This window comes from Mycobacterium lehmannii (assembly GCF_001499925.1).
In the GTDB taxonomy this organism is placed as follows: Bacteria; Actinomycetota; Actinomycetes; order Mycobacteriales; family Mycobacteriaceae; genus Mycobacterium; species Mycobacterium lehmannii.
Genome location: NZ_LQIR01000003.1, coordinates 1 through 16726 on the forward strand (window position 1 = coordinate 1; position 16726 = coordinate 16726).

Genomic DNA, 16726 nt, shown 5'->3' on the forward strand with positions numbered 1-16726 from the left:
CGAACGAGCCATACCTCATCGTTTCGTGCTCACCGGCCAACACAAAGGACATCCATCGGCATTTCGCAACAGCCACTGCGCGACTGGTAGTGCACCCAAGTCACGACTGGCCGAGGGCCACCAGTTCCTCGCCGCGCTGTTCGATCACCATCGAACCGGCCACCGCGGGCACTACCGGCGCCGCGCTCGGCGGCCGTGTCACGGGAATGTGGCGTTCACCCTGCCCGGTCGCGGGGTCGAACACGTCGTAGCCGTCGGTGACGGGGACCAGCAATCGCCCCGCCATGATCGTCGCCGGTCCCAGCGGCTTGTTGCGACCCTCGGGCGTGACGGTGTATCGGTATTCAAATCCGTTGGCGGAGAATACTATTACGCTGTCGCCGGTCCACCACGTGATCAGGTCACCCGCCCGCGACATCGTGGCCTGCGGCGACGGCGGGCTTGGCACCGGGGTGCTGGCGACCGTCGCGCCCGTCTCGTCGACGATGTTCACCACGGGCTTGGGTGTGGGCACGTAGACTGCGGTCATCGTGTCGGCCACGGCCACCACGCGTGCGCCCGAATCCGGTGCGACACCCGGTTGCTGGACATACCTCAACTCGGGGGTGTCCTCCTCGTCGGAGGGCCGCAGCAGCGTCAGGCGCAGATCGGGCTGCCGCGGGCACGCCTCGAGCACCGACACCGCGCTCGAACTCGCTTGAGCGGACACCAGCCGACACAGCGGCTGCGAGGGGACATCCGGCTTGATGCGAGCATCCAGCGCGCCGTAGCTCAGCATTCGGACCATGTCGGAACGCCACAGCTCGAGCCGGTTCTCACCCGCCGAGAGCACCGCGGTGCCGTCCGAAGACAGGGTCACTGAGGGGTCGGCGTAGGACGACCGCGCCGGACCGCGCATGCCGGTCTTGGCGTCGATCGTGCTGACCTGGCCACAGCCGCGGGTGTCGGGGTAGACGGCGACCGCGTACTGGTAGACGTAGCTGACCCCGCACAGGTCGAGATCACGCTCGTAACTCCACAGCGTGGTCCCGGTCGCGGGGTCGCGGCCCTCCACGGCCCGTCCGTCGCCGGTCACCACCGCACCGCCGACGACCAGCGGCATCGTGGTGGCTGCGCTGGGTGCGCTCCACACCTGGCGCAGCGACTGCGGAACCGCCTTGGCGGGGGTCAGTGCCGGAACCGGGCCGTCCGCGGGTCTGCTGATCGTGGCCCGCGCGTCGCTGGTCCACCACACCAGCCCGGCCGTCACCGCGACCACGACGCCAATCGCCAGCGCCACCATCACATCGGTGCGCGTGCGGCGTTCGGGTTTGACCATCGCGGGGGAGGCGGTGGACTAGCCGGTGCTGGCCGGAGCCTTGCGGGGTCGGCGCCTGCGCCTGCGCTTGGCAGGAGCCGTATCGCCGGACCCTTCGCCCGTCTCGCCGGAAGCCTGATCGGACGGCGTTGTGGACGCGTCCGGGTGGCCGGTGGCCGACTTGCCGCCGCGGGTGCGGCGACGTGTGCGGTTGCGGTTGCGCGCGGGGCGGTCGTCGGACTTCTCGGCCGGGGCGCGCCTGCTGCTCTGCACCTTCACGGGCTCGCCGACGGTGCCGGAGGCATCGGCGGGAATGCCCAGTTCGCTGTAGAGGTGCGGTGAGCTCGAATACGTCTCGGCGGGATCGGGGCAGCCGAGGTTCAGCGCCTTGTCGATCATCGTCCAGCGCGCCAACTCGTCCCAGTCGACGAGGGTCACCGCGACACCGGTCTTCCCTGCGCGCCCGGTGCGGCCGATGCGGTGCACGTAGGCCTGCTCGTCCTCGGGGATCTGGTAGTTGATCACGTGGGTGACGTCGTCGATGTCGATGCCGCGGGCGGCGACGTCGGTGGCGACCAGGACGTCGATCTCGCCGGTGCGGAACGCCTTGAGCGCCTTCTCGCGCGCGCCCTGACCGAGGTCACCGTGCACGGCGCCGACCTTGAAGCCGCGCTCGGCCAGTTCGTCGGAGACCTTCTGCGCGGTGCGCTTGGTGCGGGTGAAGATCATCGTCGCGCCTCGACCCTCGGCCTGCAGGATGCGGGCGACCATCTCGACTTTGTCCAGGGCGTGCGCGCGGTAGGCGAACTGCTCGGTGGTGTCGTGGGTGGCCGCCGAATGCGGGGCCTCGGCCCGGATGTGCGTCGGCTGGTTCATGAAGGTCCGGGCCAGCGTGATGATGGGGTCCGGCATCGTCGCCGAGAACAGCATCGACTGCCTGTTGTCGGGGATCTGGCGCAGGATCCGCTCGATGTCGGGCAAGAAGCCCAGGTCGAGCATCTCGTCGGCCTCGTCGAGCACCAGCATGGACAGTCCGCCCAGCTTCAGGTGCCCTTGCTGGGCCAGGTCGAGCAGCCGGCCCGGTGTGCCGACGACCACGTCGACGCCCTTCTCGAGCGCCTCGATCTGTCCTTCGTAGGGCCGTCCACCGTAGATCGAGGTGACCGACAGCTTGCGGTCGCCGACGGTCAGGTACTTCGCAGCGGCCGCCAGGTCGCCGTATACCTGCAGACACAGCTCGCGGGTGGGTACGACCACCAAGGCCCGCGGGACGCCCGTCAGGGGGCGGTCGGGGTCGGTGGTGATCCGCTGGAGCAGGGGCACGCCGAATGCCAGCGTCTTGCCCATACCGGTGCGGGCCTGGCCGATCAGGTCGTCGCCGGCCAATGCCATCGGCATGGTCAGCTCTTGGATGGCGAAGGGATGCTGCTTGCCGTCCTCGGCGAGAGCGCGGACAATTTCGTCGCGAACTCCCAGTTCAGCAAATGTGGGATTGAGATGCGTCATACGCGAAACGAGGCCTTTCAGTTGTCGTCCTCATGGCTTCCACGCGCGCACGAGTTCGACAAAAGCTGGCCTGTGAAGACCAAGGCCCTGCACTGAGGTAGGCGGACCGACTGCGTGCACGCACATTTCTTTGGGTCGCGGCGGGCTCTGTAAATGTTTTGCAGATGCCTTGAAATGCCACCGCCCGAACCCATCGTACCTGGCGGCGCTCGCCCGACGAGCCACCCGCCGTCGGCGTTTATTGTTGGGCCCATGAACGCGACGCCTCCGGCACCCGGGCAGACCGACTCGGCAACCTCGGGTGTGTCGGCCGACCATCCCGGCGTCAACGAGCTTTTCGCGCTGCTGGCCTATGGCGAGGTCGCCGCGTTCTACCGCCTCACCGACGAAGCGCGAATGGCGCCGAACCTTCGCGGGCGCATCAACATGGCGAGCATGGCGGCCGCGGAGATGAACCACTACGAGGTGCTGCGCGACGCGCTCGAGCGCCGCGGAGTCGACGTCGTGCCCGCGATGACGAAATACGCGTCCGCCCTTGAGAATTACCACCGGCTGACCACCCCGAGCACCTGGCTCGAGGCACTGGTGAAGACCTATGTCGGCGACGCGCTGGCGGCCGACTTCTACCTCGAGATCGCCCATGCCCTGCCCGACGAGGTCGCCGACGTGGTGCGCGCGGTGCTGTCGGAGACCGGCCACTCCCAGTTCGTCGTCGCCGAGGTGCGCGCGGCGGTGACGGCCAGCGACCGGCAGCGCCACCGGCTCGCGCTGTGGTCGCGGCGGCTCTTGGGTGAGGCCATCACCCAGGCGCAGTTCGTGATGGCCGATCACGACGAGCTCGTCGACCTGGTGCTGGCCAGCGGTGAAGGTCTGACCCAGATGACCGAGTTCTTCGACCGGCTCCAGCGGACACACGCCTCCCGGATGGAGGAGCTGGGCCTCGCCTGACCTACTGGGTGCAGGTCGCGATCATCGAGTTGTTGTTCTGCGCGGCGATCAGCGTGCCGGCGGCGTCGAGGATGCTGCAGTTCAGCTGGCCGCCGACGCTGGTCGCGGTGACCGATTTCAGTTCAACGCCCGGGTCGAGGACCACCTGCTTGACCCAGGGCAGCGCGACGTTGACGTCGGTGCGCAGCGCGCCCTGGCCGTCGGTGTAGATCACGGTCACCAGGTCGAGCAGCTGGCGGTTACCCGTCACCCGGTAGGTCACGGTGCGCGGTGACGGCGGTGCGGGCGGCGGAACGGCTGCCTGTGCCGTCGTGCTCGGTGCGGGCGGTGGCGTCGTCTCGGCGCTCGGGGTGACCGTCGTGACGGTCTCCGGCGGCAGCGAGGGAACGAGGGGCGCCGCCGTTCCCGCGCTCGGCGCGGTGGTGGCGGGAGCGCTCGACGGCACCGGCGCCTCCGATGTCGCGGTGGCCGACACCGAACCGCTGTCGCCGCCGCCGAGGATGATGCCGGTGGTGCCGATCGCGATGAAGAGGATCACCCCGGCGATGCCGGCGACCCACATCCAGCGTCGGTCGATGCTCTCCTCGTCGTATGACTGCTCGTAGTCGTCGTAGTCCTCGAACTCGGGCGAACCGGGGTAGTCGTAGTCGAAGTCTTCGGCAGGCGGCTCCGAGTAATCGGAGTAGCTGGGAATCCGCTCCGTCGGGGCCAGCGAATACGGTGAGTGCGCGGTGTAAGACCTGTTCATGTGGGTTTTCCCGGTGTCGTCTCGAGCGTAGAAGATCTTGCCGCGCCTGATGCTATCGAGGCAGAAGTGACAGATGAGGTTCAGCGGCTGGTGTGTTGGTTACGGTCCGGACTCGGTTCGGTCGCCGTAGGTCTCGGCGCTTCGCCGACCGCGAACTCACCGCCGTGGTGCGGTCGGTCAGCGGGTCGTCCACTAGCCTTGGCTCAAGTTCTTCGAAAACGAAAGGGGCCCAAGGCGTGGAGGTCAAGATCGGTGTCACGGACAGCCCGCGCGAGCTGAGCTTCAACAGCGCGCAGACACCCAGCGAGGTGGAGCAGTTGTTCACCGAGGCGCTGGCCAAGGATTCGGGTGTGCTGGCCCTGACCGACGAGAAGGGCCGGCGCTTCCTCGTGCAGACATCCAAGATCGCCTACGTGGAGATCGGCGCTGCCGATGTCCGACGCGTCGGCTTCGGGGTCGGGATCGGATCTAAGACCGGGTAAGCGGCACGTGTGACAGTCCGCCCCAAGCGAACTGGACCGTGCCCTCGACCGCGTCGTCCTTGGAGATCGGGCGGTCATTGTTGAGCCAGTAGCGTGCGGAGTCGACGCTGATGGCGACCAGGCCGACCGCGATCATCCTGGCCCGGTGCGCCTCGAGTCCGGAGTCGCGGCTGATCAGGTCGAACACTGCGTCGGTGCACGCCTCGGTGGCCACCTTCACCTGCGCGGCGACCTGCGGTTCGTTGACGTAGTCGTTCTCGAAGATCAACCGGTAGCCCTGGCCGTCGTGCTCGATGAAGTCGAAGAACGCCTGGACCGCCGCGCGCAACCGCTGCCGGTTGTCGGTGGTCGTGCGCAGCGCCTGGCGCACACCGGAGACGAGGTTCTCCACATGCTTGGCGAGTACCGCCAGGTAGAGCTCCAACTTGGACGAGAAATGTTGGTACAGAACGGGTTTGCTGACCCCGGCGCGTTCGGCGATCTCATCCATGCCCGCCGCGTGGTAACCACGGTCGACGAAAACCTCGCTGGCAGCGACCAGTAGCTGCCCTCGACGCTCATCGCGCGGCAGCCTGCCGCCGCGCCGATTCAACACTTCGCCGCCCGGCTGCGCGCCTCTCCTCGCGGCGGTGTTGGCGAGATCGCTCATCACATCCTTCATCTGCGTCGACGGGCACCGGTTATCGCAATGACCTTACTACCGTTGATAAAGCATGCAGGTGAGGCGCGGATCACAGCGCTTAAGGTGGTCGATGGCGCGCCGAAAGTATGAGGACGTCGGCCTGTGTCATCCTGTTGCGGTGACCTACGACTCCCGTACGCGAGGAGGACAGATGGGTCCCGAACCCGGCGGGGGTGTTCGCGTGCCCGCGCTGCGCAATGAATGGCGCGAGCCGTTGCGCGCCCAACGCGATCCCCTCGCAGAGAGCTCGGGACGGGTGAGGTCCAATCGCGATGAGCACCGCGGCTTCCGCAAGCAGTCGTGGCTCGGTCGCTTCGTCTCCACTTACGGCTGGCGGGCATATGCGTTGCCCGTTTTGATCGTGTTGACCGCGGTCGTCGTCTACCAGACCATCACCGGCACGGGCGCGCCCGCACCCAAGCAGGCCGAGGGCCCGGTGCAGGGCCCGCCGACCATCGGCGTGGCCAGCACCGCGATCATCGGTGCCCCGCCCAAGGGGTTGACCCAGTTCGACGCGGACCTGCCGACCGGAATCCTGCCCCAGGGTGGCCCGTTCACCGAGGCCGGAGCCAAGACGTGGCAGGTCGTGCCCGGGGCGACCTCGCAGGTCGGCCAGGGCACCGCGAAGGTGTTCACCTACACCGTCGAGGTCGAGGACGGGATCGACACCACGACATTCGGCGGCGACGAGGCGTTCGCCCGCATGGTCACCGAGACGCTGGCCAACCCCAAGAGCTGGACCCACAATCCGCAGTTCGCCTTCACCCGCATCGACGGGACGTCAGGAATCGAACCGGACTTCCGGGTGTCGTTGAGCACGCCGATGACCGTGCGCGAGGGCTGCGGCTACGACATCCAGCTGGAGGCGTCCTGCTACAACCCGGCCTACCGGGACGGGCAGCCGCGCGTGTTCATCAACGAGGCGCGCTGGGTGCGCGGTGCGGTGCCCTTCCAGGGTGACGTCGGCTCCTATCGGCAGTATCTGATCAACCACGAGGTCGGCCACGCGATCGGTTACCAACGGCACGAGCCGTGCGGGGGCAACGACCAACTCGCGCCGGTCATGATGCAGCAGACCTTCTCGACCAACAACAACGACGCCGCGCGCTTCGACCCGCAGTCGGTCCAGCCCGACAATCACACCTGCAAACCGAACCCTTGGCCGTACCCGATCGCCTGAGTTCCTTCCTTCCCCTGCCGCGAGTGACCGTGGCTGTGCGGCGACACGCCGTGCCTGGGCGTACAACGGCGGTCGCTCGCCCACGGTGAGCGGCCACGGTCCTGGGGGAAGCGATCGCCGCTCGTTGCTGTTGAATGTCGTAACTGCTGTGATGGTCATAGACGTTGAATCAGGTGGATCAAGGAGAAACACGGTGTCGACACCGTTGCCGCCGCTGGTAGAACCGGCGGCCGAACTCACCCGCGAGGAAGTGGCGCGCTACAGCCGTCACCTCATCATTCCCGACCTCGGACTGGACGGGCAGAAGCGACTGAAGAACGCCCGGGTACTGGTCATCGGCGCCGGCGGGCTGGGCTCGCCGACGCTGCTGTACCTGGCGGCCGCGGGCGTCGGCACGATCGGGATCGTCGAGTTCGACGTGGTCGACGAGTCCAACCTGCAGCGCCAGATCATCCACGGCCAGTCCGACATCGGCCGGTCGAAGGCCGAAAGCGCGCGTGACTCGATTCTCGACATCAACCCGCTGGTCGACGTGCGGCTGCACCAGTTCCGGCTCGAACCCGAGAACGCCGTCGAGCTGTTCGAGCAGTACGACCTGATCCTGGACGGCACCGACAACTTCGCGACGCGCTACCTCGTCAACGACGCCGCCGTGCTGGCCCACAAGCCCTATGTGTGGGGTTCGATCTACCGGTTCGAGGGCCAGATCTCCGTGTTCTGGGAAGACGCCCCGGACGAGCTCGGGCTGAACTACCGCGACCTGTATCCCGAACCGCCGCCACCGGGAATGGTGCCCTCGTGTGCCGAAGGCGGGGTGCTCGGCATCCTGTGCGCCTCGGTGGCATCGGTGATGGGCACCGAGGCCATCAAGCTGATCACCGGCATCGGCGAAACGCTGCTGGGCCGCCTGATGGTCTACGACGCACTCGACATGACCTACCGCACGATCAAGATCCGCAAGGACCCGTCGACCCCGAAAATCACCGAGCTGATCGACTACGAGGAGTTCTGCGGCGTGGTGTCCGACGCCGCCGCCGAGGCCGCCGCCGATGCGACGATCACCCCTCGCGAACTCAAGGAGCTGCTCGATTCGGGCAAGCCGTTGGCGCTGATCGACGTGCGCGAACAGGTCGAGTGGGACATCAACCGCATTCAGGGCGCCGAGCTGATCCCCAAGGGCGCCTTCGAATCCGGGGAGGCGCTGGCCAAGTTGCCGACCGACCGGACGCCGGTGTTCTACTGCAAGACCGGTGTGCGCTCTGCCGAGGTGTTGGCGATCGCGAAGAACGCCGGGTTCTCCGACGCGATGCATGTGCAAGGCGGCATCGTCGCGTGGGGTAGACAACTCGAACCCGACATGGTCATGTACTAACGGCTGGTTTGCCGAAACTCCGCTTACGCTGAGGTGGTGACTGTCGAACGGCCACCGGATCATGTGCTGGCCGCGTTCGGCCTGACCGGTGTTGAGCCCGTTGCACTCGGGCCGGGCTGGGAGGGCGGCTGGCGCTGTGGCGAAGTGGTGGTGTCGATGGTCGCCGACCACGCCCGCGCCGCATGGTCGGCCAAGGTCCGCGAGACGTTGTTCGTCGACGGGGTGCGCCTGGCGCGTCCGGTGCGTTCGACGGACGGGCGGTATGTGGTAGCTGGGTGGCGTGCGGACACCTTTGTCGCCGGGACGCCGGAACCCCGCCACGACGAGGTGGTTTCGGCCGCGGTGCGACTCCATGAGGCGACGGCCAAACTCGAACGCCCGAGGTTTCTGACACAGCCGCCGGTCGCGCCGTGGGCCGACGTGGACGTGTTCATCGCGGCCGACCGCGCCGCCTGGGAGGAACGGCCGCTGCACTCGTTGCCGCCGGGTGCCAAGGTGTCGCCGGGGTCGGCCGACGGGCAACGCTCGATCGAGTTGCTCAGTCAGCTTGCCACTCTGCGTAAGCCGACGAAGAGCCCCAGCCAGCTGGTCCACGGCGACCTCTACGGCACAGTGCTTTTCGCAGGCACCGCCGCGCCCGGGATCACCGACATCATCCCGTACTGGCGGCCGGCGTCGTGGGCCGCCGGTGTCGTCGTGGTGGACGCACTGTCCTGGGGCGAGGCCGACGACGGGCTGATCGAACGCTGGAGTCCGCTTCCCGAGTGGTCGCAGATGTTGTTGCGCGCGTTGATGTTCCGCATCGCCGTGCACGCCCTTCATCCGCGTTCGACGGCCGCCGCGTTCCCCGGTCTCGCGCGGACGGCGGCTCTGGTCCGCCTGGTGCTCTGAGCGTCGTGCTCTGACCGTCGCCCTCTGAGCATCGCGCTCTGAGCGTCGCCACGCCGAACGTGGGTTACCCGCACGCGCGCGGCGCTCGGAGCGTGCGTCAACCCCACACTCGACACCTTCAGAATTCGTGGCGCACGGCGCGCAGGTTCACCCGGCCGTCCTCGGCAAGCACACCCTCGGCGCGCAGTCGTTCGAGCTGTCGAGCGCTCAGGTGCGGCGCGGGCCGACCGGACGCGCGAATCACCCGATGCCACGGCAGGTCCGACGAGTCGGTGCGCATGATCCAGCCGACGATGCGGGGACTGGAAAGCCCGGCGGCATCGGCGATGTCGCCGTAGGTCGACACCCGGCCCGGCGGGATCGCGGCCACCAGCGCGCGCACGGCCTCCACCTGTTCGTCGGTGACCGGCGCCATCGCTAGGAGCCGAGCTGCTCGCGGATCAACGCCGCCGTCTCGGCGGGCTTGGCCTGCGCAACCATGTGGTCGCAGTCCCACTCCAGCAACGTGAAGTCCGCGCCGAGGCGCTGCGCCAGCGCCGTGACGATGTCGTCGGTCGCATACGGTGGTCTGGTGCGTGCTGCCCGCACGAGTGTCGTGGGAATACCCCTGGGGGGCAACGTGACCGGGCGAGCGAGCTCGCTCCAGTACGACAGCATCGCCGGGATGCTGATCCGCCAGCCGACCCGTCCGGACGGCAGATCGATCAGATGCTCGTCGAGCTCGCGATCCAGCTCGGCCGACTCGACCTCACCCCATGAGCCGTTCGCCTTCTCGGCGCGCGCCTCGGCGCGGTCGGTGTAGTCGGGGGAGGCGAACATGTCGTCGGCGATCTGGCGCATCCAGTCGCCGTCCAGGCCGACGGCCGGGTCCAGCAGGATGATCCGCGACACCAGGTCTGGCCGGGCGGCAGCCAGATTCAGCGCCACCGCTCCGCCGAAGGAGTGGCCGACCACCACCGCGGGACCCTCGAGCAGCGCGGCCAGCGCCGCGACGTTCGAGTCGATCGACCACGGAGCCGCCCAGGAGGCACGGCCGTGCCCGATGAGGTCTGGTGCGAGAACCGCGTACTCGCGCAAGTGGCGTGTGGCCAGCGTCTGCCATCGCTGCCCGTGCCCGGTCAGGCCGTGGATCGCCAACACCTGTGCGGGCCCGGCAGGCCCGTAGCGGTGAACGTGCAGGAGTTCGGTCACGGCTATCGATGCTGCCAGCCTCGGGCGACGGCCACTTGTCGGACCCCCGTGGTGTCATGCCCACATGTCCGCACCGCACACCGACCTCACGCCGAGCGCACTCACCGATCCCGGCGCGCGCGGCGTTTTCCGTGTGATCGGCGGACCCGGCACCGGCAAGAGCTCGCTGCTGATCCAGACGGCGGTCGCGCACATCGCCACCGGCGTCGATCCGGAATCGGTTCTGCTGCTGACCGGTTCGGCACGCCTCGGCGCGCAGGTGCGGGCGCGCATCACCTCGACGCTGTTACAGGCCGGCACCCGCACAGTCGTGCGCGAACCGTTGGTGCGCACCGTGCACTCGTATGCGTTCGCGGTGCTGCGGCTGGCCGCTCAGCGCAACGGCGATCCGCCGCCGCGGCTGATCACCAGCGCCGAACAGGACGGGATCATCCGGGAGCTGCTCGCCGGCGACATCGAGGACGGCGACCGCGCGGCGACGGCGTGGCCGCACCATCTGCGCCCGGCGTTGAGCACGGTCGGCTTCGCCAACGAGCTGCGAGACCTGTTGGCCCGCTGCGCCGAGCGCGGGGTCGATCCCGTCGAACTGCAGCGCATCGGGCGGCGCTCGGGCAGGACGGAGTGGCTGGCGGCCGGCCAATTCGCCCAGGCCTACGAGCAGATCATGCTGTTGCGCTCGGCCGTCGGTATGGCGGCGCCGCAGGCCACCATCCCCGCATTGGGAGCGGCCGAACTGGTCGGGGCGGCGCTGGAGGCGTTGGGCACCGACGGAGAGCTGCTGGCCGCCGAACGTGGTCGCGTCAAGATCCTCCTCGTCGACGATGCGCAGCAGCTCGATCCGCAGGCGGCGCTGCTGGTCCGGGTGTTGGCCCAGGGCGCCGAAACCGCCGTGTTCGCAGGTGATCCCAATCAGGCGATCTTCGGCTACCGCGGCGCCGACCCGGCGCTGCTGCGCGGTGACGAGCCGGCGATCGTGCTGACCGAATCGCACCGCTGCGCACCCGCGATCGCCGAGGCCATCACCGACGTCGCGCGACGACTGTCCGGTGTCGACGGGGGGCGCGTGCTGACCGGGGCGCCCGGCCGAACAGGCGCACTGGCCGTACGCATCGCCGCCTCTCCGCACGCGCAGGCGGCGATGATCACCGACGCGCTGCGACGGGCGCACCTCGTCGACGGCGTCCCGTGGTCCCAGATGGCCGTCGTCGTGCGTTCGATGCCCCGCCTCGGTGCGGCGCTGGCTCGCACACTGGCCGCGGCCGGAGTCCCGGTGGACGCGCCGTCGCCCGCGACACCGCTCGGCGACCAACCCGCCGTGCAGGCGCTGCTCACCGTGCTGGCGGCAACGTCGCAGGGACTCGACGCCGAGCAGGCGGTGTCGCTTGTGACGGGACCGATCGGCCGCGTCGATCCGGTGTCGCTGCGCCAACTTCGACGCGCGCTGCGACGCATCGACGGCTCGCAACCGCCACGAGATTTCGGCGATCTGCTGGTCGAGGCGGTGGAGCACGGAGTCGACGGATTGCCGGAGAACCTGGGCCGGCCCTTGGATCGCGTGCGCAAGGTGCTGGCGGCGGCCCGGCGCAGTGCCGAGACGGGCGCCGATCCGCGCTACACGCTGTGGCAGGCCTGGCAGCGCTGCGGGCTGCAACGACGCTGGCTGGCGGCGAGCGAACGCGGCGGTGTGTCCGGCACACAGGCCGACCGGGACCTCGACGCCGTCACCGCGCTCTTCGACGTCGCCGAGCAGTACGTGAACCGCACCGCAGGCGCGACGCTGCGCGGGTTGCTCGACCATGTCGCCGGTCTCGGATCGCCCGCCCGCGATGAGCGCGTGGACGCCGAAGCGGTCGCCGTGCTCAGCGCGCACGCCGCGACGGGCCGCGAGTGGGAGCTCGTCGTCATCGCCGGTGTGCAGGAAGGGCTGTGGCCCAACACCGTTCCGCGTGGCGGGGTGTTGGCCACCCAGCAGCTGGTCGACCTGCTCGACGGTGTCACCCAGCACGCTGCAAGCGTGTCGACGCGGGCGCCGCTGTTGGCGGAGGAACGCCGGTTGCTCATCGCCGCGATGGGTCGTGCCCGCAGCCGTCTGTTGGTGACGGCAGTCGACAGCGATAACGGCGACGAGTCGCTGCTCCCGTCGGCGTTCTGCTACGAGTTGGCCGCACTATCGGGCGATCGCGATTCCGACCTCACCGAGCCGGTCAGCGCACCGCGCGTACTGGCCCCCGCAGCGTTGGTCGGCCGACTGCGCGCCGTGGTGTGCGCGTCCGACGATGCGGTCGACGACACCGCAAGGGCTTGCGCGGCAACACTGCTGGCGCGGCTGGCGGCCGCCGACGTGCCCGGTGCGGACCCGGCGCAGTGGCAGTCGATGACTCCGCTGTCCAGCGAGGACCCATTGTGGAGCGGTGACGGCCACACCGTGACATTGTCGCCGTCGACGCTGCAGATGCTCACCGACTGCCCATTGCGCTGGCTGCTGGAACGGCACGGCGGCGCCGACGGTCGCGATGTGCGCTCGGCGGTCGGCTCGTTGGTGCACGCCCTGGTCGCCGATCCGGGGCGCACCGAGAGCCAGATGGTCAACGAGCTCGAGAAGATCTGGCCCAAGTTGCCATTCGAGTCACGCTGGTACGCCGACAACGAACTCGACAGGCATCGTGCGATGTTGGCGACGTTTGAGCAGTGGCGTGCGCAGACCCGCGGCCAGCTCACCGAGGTGGGCAGCGAGGTCGGTGTCGATGGTGTCGTGATCGAGGGTGTCGATGGTGGACCCGACGTGCGTGTGCGCGGACGTGTCGACCGCCTCGAACGCGACAGCGAGGGCCGGCTCGTCGTGGTCGATCTCAAGACCGGCAAGAGCCCGGTGACCAAGGATGACGCCCAGAATCACGCCCAGTTGGCGATGTATCAGCTGGCCATCGCGGAAGGTCTGCTGGGACAAGGGGACTCTCCGGGTGGTGGCCGCTTGGTCTATCTCGGCAAAACCTGCGCATCGGGGCCTACCGAGCGCACACAGGACGCGCTGACACCGGAGAAGCACGCCGAGTGGCGCGACACGGTGCGCGCGGCAGCGGCTGCCACCCAGGGCCCGCAGTTCGTCGCGCGGATCAACGACGGATGCGGCCATTGCCCCGTCCGGGCCATGTGTCCCGCCCAGGCCCGGACCGGAGGACAGCCATGACCGCGCGATACAGTCCACACGAACTCGCCGCGGCCCTCGGCCTTTTCGCGCCGACCGAGGAGCAGGCCGCCGTGATCGCCGCCCCGCCCGGGCCTCTGGTGGTCATCGCCGGCGCCGGCGCGGGCAAGACCGAGACGATGGCCGCGCGGGTGGTGTGGCTGGTCGCCAACGGGTACGCGCGTCCCGGCGAGGTTCTCGGCCTCACCTTCACCCGCAAGGCCGCCGGCCAGCTGCTGCGCCGGGTCCGCACCCGACTGGCCCGGCTCGCGGGCGCCGGCCTTCTCGGCGGCGCTGCCTTCGCCGACGAGCCACCGACCGTCAGCACGTATCACGCCTTCGCCGGTAACCTGCTGCGCGAGCACGGCCTGCTGCTGCCGGTCGAACCTGAGACCCGGCTGCTGAGCGAAACCGAACTGTGGCAGTTGGCCTTCCGCGTGGTGTGTCAGCACCCCGAACTGCACACCGAGAAGACACCGGCGGCGGTGACGTCGATGGTGCTGCGGCTCGCGGGTCAGCTCGCCGAGCACCTTGTCGACACCGACCAGTTGCGCGACACACACGTCGAGCTCGAGCGGTTGGTGCATACGCTGCCCGCCGGTCCGTACCAACGCGACCGGGGCCCCAGCCAGTGGCTGCTGCGGCTGCTGGCCACCCAAACCGAGCGCACCGAGCTGGTCCCGCTGATCGACACCCTGCACCAGCGGATGCGGGCCGACAAGGTGATGGACTTCGGCATGCAGATGGCGTCGGCGGCCAGGCTGGCCGAGAACTTCCCGCACGTGGGTGAACAACTGCGCCAGCGGTATCGGGTGGTATTGCTCGACGAATACCAGGACACCGGGCATGCGCAGCGGGTCGCCTTGTCGTCGTTGTTCGGCGGCGGAGCCGACGACGACCTCGCGCTGACCGCGGTCGGCGATCCCATCCAGTCGATCTACGGGTGGCGCGGTGCGTCGGCCACCAACCTGCCGCGCTTCACCACCGACTTCCCCCGTTCGGACGGCACGCCGGCGCCCACCCTGGAACTGCGCACGAGCTGGCGCAATCCGCCGCGTGCGCTGTATCTGGCCAACGCGGTTTCGGCGCAGGCGCGGCGTCGTTCGGTGGCGGTGCGCTCACTGCTGCCCAGGCCGGACGCACCGCTGGGCACCATCCGCTGTGCCCTGCTGAACGACGTTGCGGCCGAACGGGAGTGGCTGGCCGGCCATATCTCCGACATCTTCGAGCGGTCGCGCAAAGACGGGGTGCCAGCGCCGACGACGGCCGTGCTGGTGCGCCGAAACGCCGACGCCGCGCCGATGGCCGAAGCGCTCAGCGCCCGCGGGGTGCCGGTCGAAGTCGTCGGGCTGGCCGGCCTCCTTGGTGTGCCGGAGGTCGCCGACGTGGTGGCGATGTTGCGGATGATGGCCGACCCGACCGCGGGCAGCGCGGCCATGCGGGTCCTCACCGGGCCACGGTGGCGGCTGAGTGGCCGCGACATCACCGCGCTGTGGCGGCGCGCTGTACAACTCGACGACAGAGCCGAAGCCCCAGCCGGGGCCGCCGAACGCATCGCCGCCCAAGCGGCACCCGACGCCGATACCGCGTGTCTCGCCGAAGCGGTCACCGATCCCGGTGCATCTGCGGCGTATTCGCCGACGGGGTACGCGCGGATCGTCGCGCTGGGCCGCGAGCTGACCGCTTTACGGGCCCATCTGTCGCACCCGCTTCCCGAGCTCGTCTCCGAGGTGCGCCGCGTGCTCGGCATCGACACCGAGGTACGCGCGCGCCGCCCCGTCACGGCGGGCTGGTCGGGCACCGAACATCTCGACGCGTTCGCCGATGTGGTGGCCGACTTCGCCGACCGTCCCGGCGCCGATGTCAGCAGCCTGCTTGCCTACCTCGACGCCGCCGAGGAGGTGGAGAACGGCCTGGCCCCGGCCCCAGGGTCTGTCGCGGCCGACCGGGTGCAGATCATGACCATCCACGCGGCGAAGGGACTCGAATGGCAGGTGGTCGCCGTTCCGCACCTCAGCGGCCGCGTCTTTCCTTCGACCGGCACCGCCCGCACGTGGCTGACCGACGCCGGCGACCTCCCTCCGCTGCTGCGCGGCGACCGGGCCACGCTCTCCGAGCACGGCGTCCCGGTGCTCGACACCAGCGACGTCAACGACCGCAAACGATTGTCCGACGTGATCGGCGAGCACAAGCGAAGCCTCGAACAGCGCCGAATCGATGAGGAACGCCGCTTGCTCTACGTGGCGCTAACGCGCGCCGAGGACACCCTGTTCCTGTCGGGCCACCACTGGGGAGCCTCGGAGAGCAAGGCCCGCGGCCCGTCGGAGTTCCTCTGCGAACTCAAAGACATCATCGACAAGTCCGCCGACGAGGGCGAGCCCTGCGGTGTGATCGAACACTGGGCGCCCGCCCCACCCGATGGCGAACCGAACCCGTTGCGGGACAAGTTGGTTGAAGCTGTCTGGCCCGCAGATCCTGCGGGTGCGCGCCGCGCCGACGTGGCGGGTGGGGCCACGCTTGTGGCGGAGGCGATGTCGAACGCCCGCGACGACGAACCCATCGACTCCGCAGAAGGGTGGGAGGCCGACGTCGACGCGCTCATCGCCGAACGCACCCGGGCCGTCGAACCGTCGGCGCCTCCGCTTCCTCTACAGGTGTCGGTCAGCACCATGGTGGAGCTCGGCAAGAACCCCGAAGCCGTCGCGCAGCGGCTGCGCCGTAGGCTGCCGACGCGTCCGGATCCACATGCGTTGCTGGGCACGGCATTTCACGACTGGGTGCAACGTTTCTATCACGCCGAGCGGTTGTTCGACCTCGACGACCTGCCGGGTGCGGTCGATCATGACGCCGCCGTGGCCGAGGAACTCGCCGAGTTGCAGGCGGCGTTCGCGGTGTCGCCGTGGGCGGCGCGCACCCCGGTCGACGTCGAGGTGCCGTTCGACATGGTGATCGGCGGCAGGGTGGTCCGGGGACGTATCGACGCGGTGTTCGTCGACGACGACGGCGGAGCCACCGTGGTGGACTGGAAGACGGGCGAGCCGCCGAGCACCGCGGAAGCCCTACAACACAATGCGATTCAGCTCGCGGTGTACCGGTTGGCGTGGGCCGCGCTGCACGGATGTCCGGTCGAGTCGGTGCGGGCGGCGTTCCACTATGTGCGCAGCGGTACCACCGTCACCCCCGAGACGCTGCCCGGCGTCGACGAACTCGCCGGCCTGCTGGAAGCGGCCTGAAGGCCTAGGAGG

The 16726-nt window shown here is 69.0% G+C and carries 13 protein-coding genes; 7 read left to right on the plus strand and 6 right to left on the minus strand.

What is annotated here, in order from left to right; genetic code table 11:
• Positions 1–100 precede the first annotated feature (100 nt).
• Positions 101–1318 (minus strand): Rv3212 family protein, encoded by a 1218-nt coding sequence (locus AU192_RS03405; RefSeq protein ID WP_064394330.1) that lies wholly within the window; start codon positions 1316–1318, stop codon positions 101–103.
• A gap of 18 nt (positions 1319–1336) precedes the next feature.
• Entirely contained in the window at positions 1337–2803 is a 1467-nt protein-coding gene (locus AU192_RS03410; RefSeq protein ID WP_064394331.1) for a DEAD/DEAH box helicase, read from the minus strand.
• 252 nt (positions 2804–3055) lie between these two features.
• Between AU192_RS03410 and AU192_RS03415 the strand changes: the two genes are divergently transcribed.
• On the plus strand, positions 3056–3751 hold the full coding sequence (locus AU192_RS03415; protein WP_064394332.1) for a ferritin-like fold-containing protein: 696 nt from the start codon (positions 3056–3058) through the stop codon (positions 3749–3751).
• A 1-nt stretch (position 3752) separates the two neighbouring features.
• Here the strand turns inward: AU192_RS03415 and AU192_RS03420 are convergent, their stop codons facing one another.
• Complete coding sequence (locus AU192_RS03420) at positions 3753–4499, minus strand: hypothetical protein (protein WP_064394333.1); 747 nt, start codon at positions 4497–4499, stop codon at positions 3753–3755.
• Positions 4500–4735: 236 nt separating this feature from the next.
• Here AU192_RS03420 and AU192_RS03425 point away from each other — a divergent pair, with 236 nt between their 5' ends.
• Positions 4736–4981, plus strand: a complete 246-nt coding sequence (locus tag AU192_RS03425) for a DUF3107 domain-containing protein (RefSeq protein ID WP_064394334.1) — start codon at positions 4736–4738, stop codon at positions 4979–4981.
• On the opposite strand, the gene fasR is transcribed toward AU192_RS03425, so the two are convergent.
• The gene (gene fasR, locus AU192_RS03430) at positions 4968–5630 is read right to left on the minus strand and encodes an HTH-type transcriptional activator FasR (protein ID WP_064394435.1); all 663 of its coding nucleotides are present in this window, start codon (positions 5628–5630) and stop codon (positions 4968–4970) included. The genes AU192_RS03425 and fasR overlap by 14 nt on opposite strands.
• A 184-nt stretch (positions 5631–5814) precedes the next feature.
• On the opposite strand from fasR, the gene AU192_RS03435 reads away from it, so the two are divergent.
• From AU192_RS03435 to AU192_RS03445, 3 genes are all read left to right on the plus strand, one after another.
• Positions 5815–6843, plus strand: coding sequence for a DUF3152 domain-containing protein (locus tag AU192_RS03435; RefSeq protein WP_064394335.1), 1029 nt, complete (start codon positions 5815–5817; stop codon positions 6841–6843).
• Positions 6844–7036: 193 nt separating this feature from the next.
• Entirely contained in the window at positions 7037–8215 is a 1179-nt protein-coding gene (moeZ, locus tag AU192_RS03440; RefSeq protein WP_064394336.1) for an adenylyltransferase/sulfurtransferase MoeZ, read from the plus strand.
• Positions 8216–8251: 36 nt separating this feature from the next.
• The gene (locus tag AU192_RS03445; RefSeq protein WP_064394437.1) at positions 8252–9106 is read left to right on the plus strand and encodes a TIGR02569 family protein; all 855 of its coding nucleotides are present in this window, start codon (positions 8252–8254) and stop codon (positions 9104–9106) included.
• A gap of 118 nt (positions 9107–9224) precedes the next feature.
• Here AU192_RS03445 and AU192_RS03450 read toward each other — a convergent pair whose 3' ends face one another.
• Positions 9225–9521, minus strand: a complete 297-nt coding sequence (locus AU192_RS03450; protein WP_064394337.1) for an MGMT family protein — start codon at positions 9519–9521, stop codon at positions 9225–9227.
• Between the two features lie 2 nt (positions 9522–9523).
• Complete coding sequence (locus AU192_RS03455) at positions 9524–10297, minus strand: alpha/beta fold hydrolase (RefSeq protein WP_064394338.1); 774 nt, start codon at positions 10295–10297, stop codon at positions 9524–9526.
• A 64-nt stretch (positions 10298–10361) separates the two neighbouring features.
• Between AU192_RS03455 and AU192_RS03460 the strand changes: the two genes are divergently transcribed.
• Together AU192_RS03460 and AU192_RS03465 are read left to right on the plus strand one after the other, a co-directional pair.
• The gene (locus tag AU192_RS03460; RefSeq protein ID WP_064394339.1) at positions 10362–13484 is read left to right on the plus strand and encodes an ATP-dependent helicase; all 3123 of its coding nucleotides are present in this window, start codon (positions 10362–10364) and stop codon (positions 13482–13484) included.
• Positions 13421–16714, plus strand: a complete 3294-nt coding sequence (locus AU192_RS03465; RefSeq protein WP_082694894.1) for an ATP-dependent helicase — start codon at positions 13421–13423, stop codon at positions 16712–16714. The genes AU192_RS03460 and AU192_RS03465 overlap by 64 nt, the downstream gene beginning before the upstream one ends.
• The last annotated feature ends 12 nt before the right edge of the window (positions 16715–16726 follow it).

Coding starts and splice junctions, on each gene's coding strand:
- AU192_RS03435 (WP_064394335.1), top strand. CDS start 5,815: ATGGGTCCCGAACCCGGCGGGGGTGTTCGCGTGCCCGCGCTGCGCAAT.
- AU192_RS03415 (WP_064394332.1), top strand. CDS start 3,056: ATGAACGCGACGCCTCCGGCACCCGGGCAGACCGACTCGGCAACCTCG.
- AU192_RS03450 (WP_064394337.1), bottom strand. CDS start 9,521: ATGGCGCCGGTCACCGACGAACAGGTGGAGGCCGTGCGCGCGCTGGTG.
- AU192_RS03410 (WP_064394331.1), bottom strand. CDS start 2,803: ATGACGCATCTCAATCCCACATTTGCTGAACTGGGAGTTCGCGACGAA.
- fasR (WP_064394435.1), bottom strand. CDS start 5,630: ATGAGCGATCTCGCCAACACCGCCGCGAGGAGAGGCGCGCAGCCGGGC.
- AU192_RS03420 (WP_064394333.1), bottom strand. CDS start 4,499: ATGAACAGGTCTTACACCGCGCACTCACCGTATTCGCTGGCCCCGACG.
- AU192_RS03460 (WP_064394339.1), top strand. CDS start 10,362: ATGTCCGCACCGCACACCGACCTCACGCCGAGCGCACTCACCGATCCC.
- AU192_RS03405 (WP_064394330.1), bottom strand. CDS start 1,318: ATGGTCAAACCCGAACGCCGCACGCGCACCGATGTGATGGTGGCGCTG.
- AU192_RS03465 (WP_082694894.1), top strand. CDS start 13,421: ATGCGGCCATTGCCCCGTCCGGGCCATGTGTCCCGCCCAGGCCCGGAC.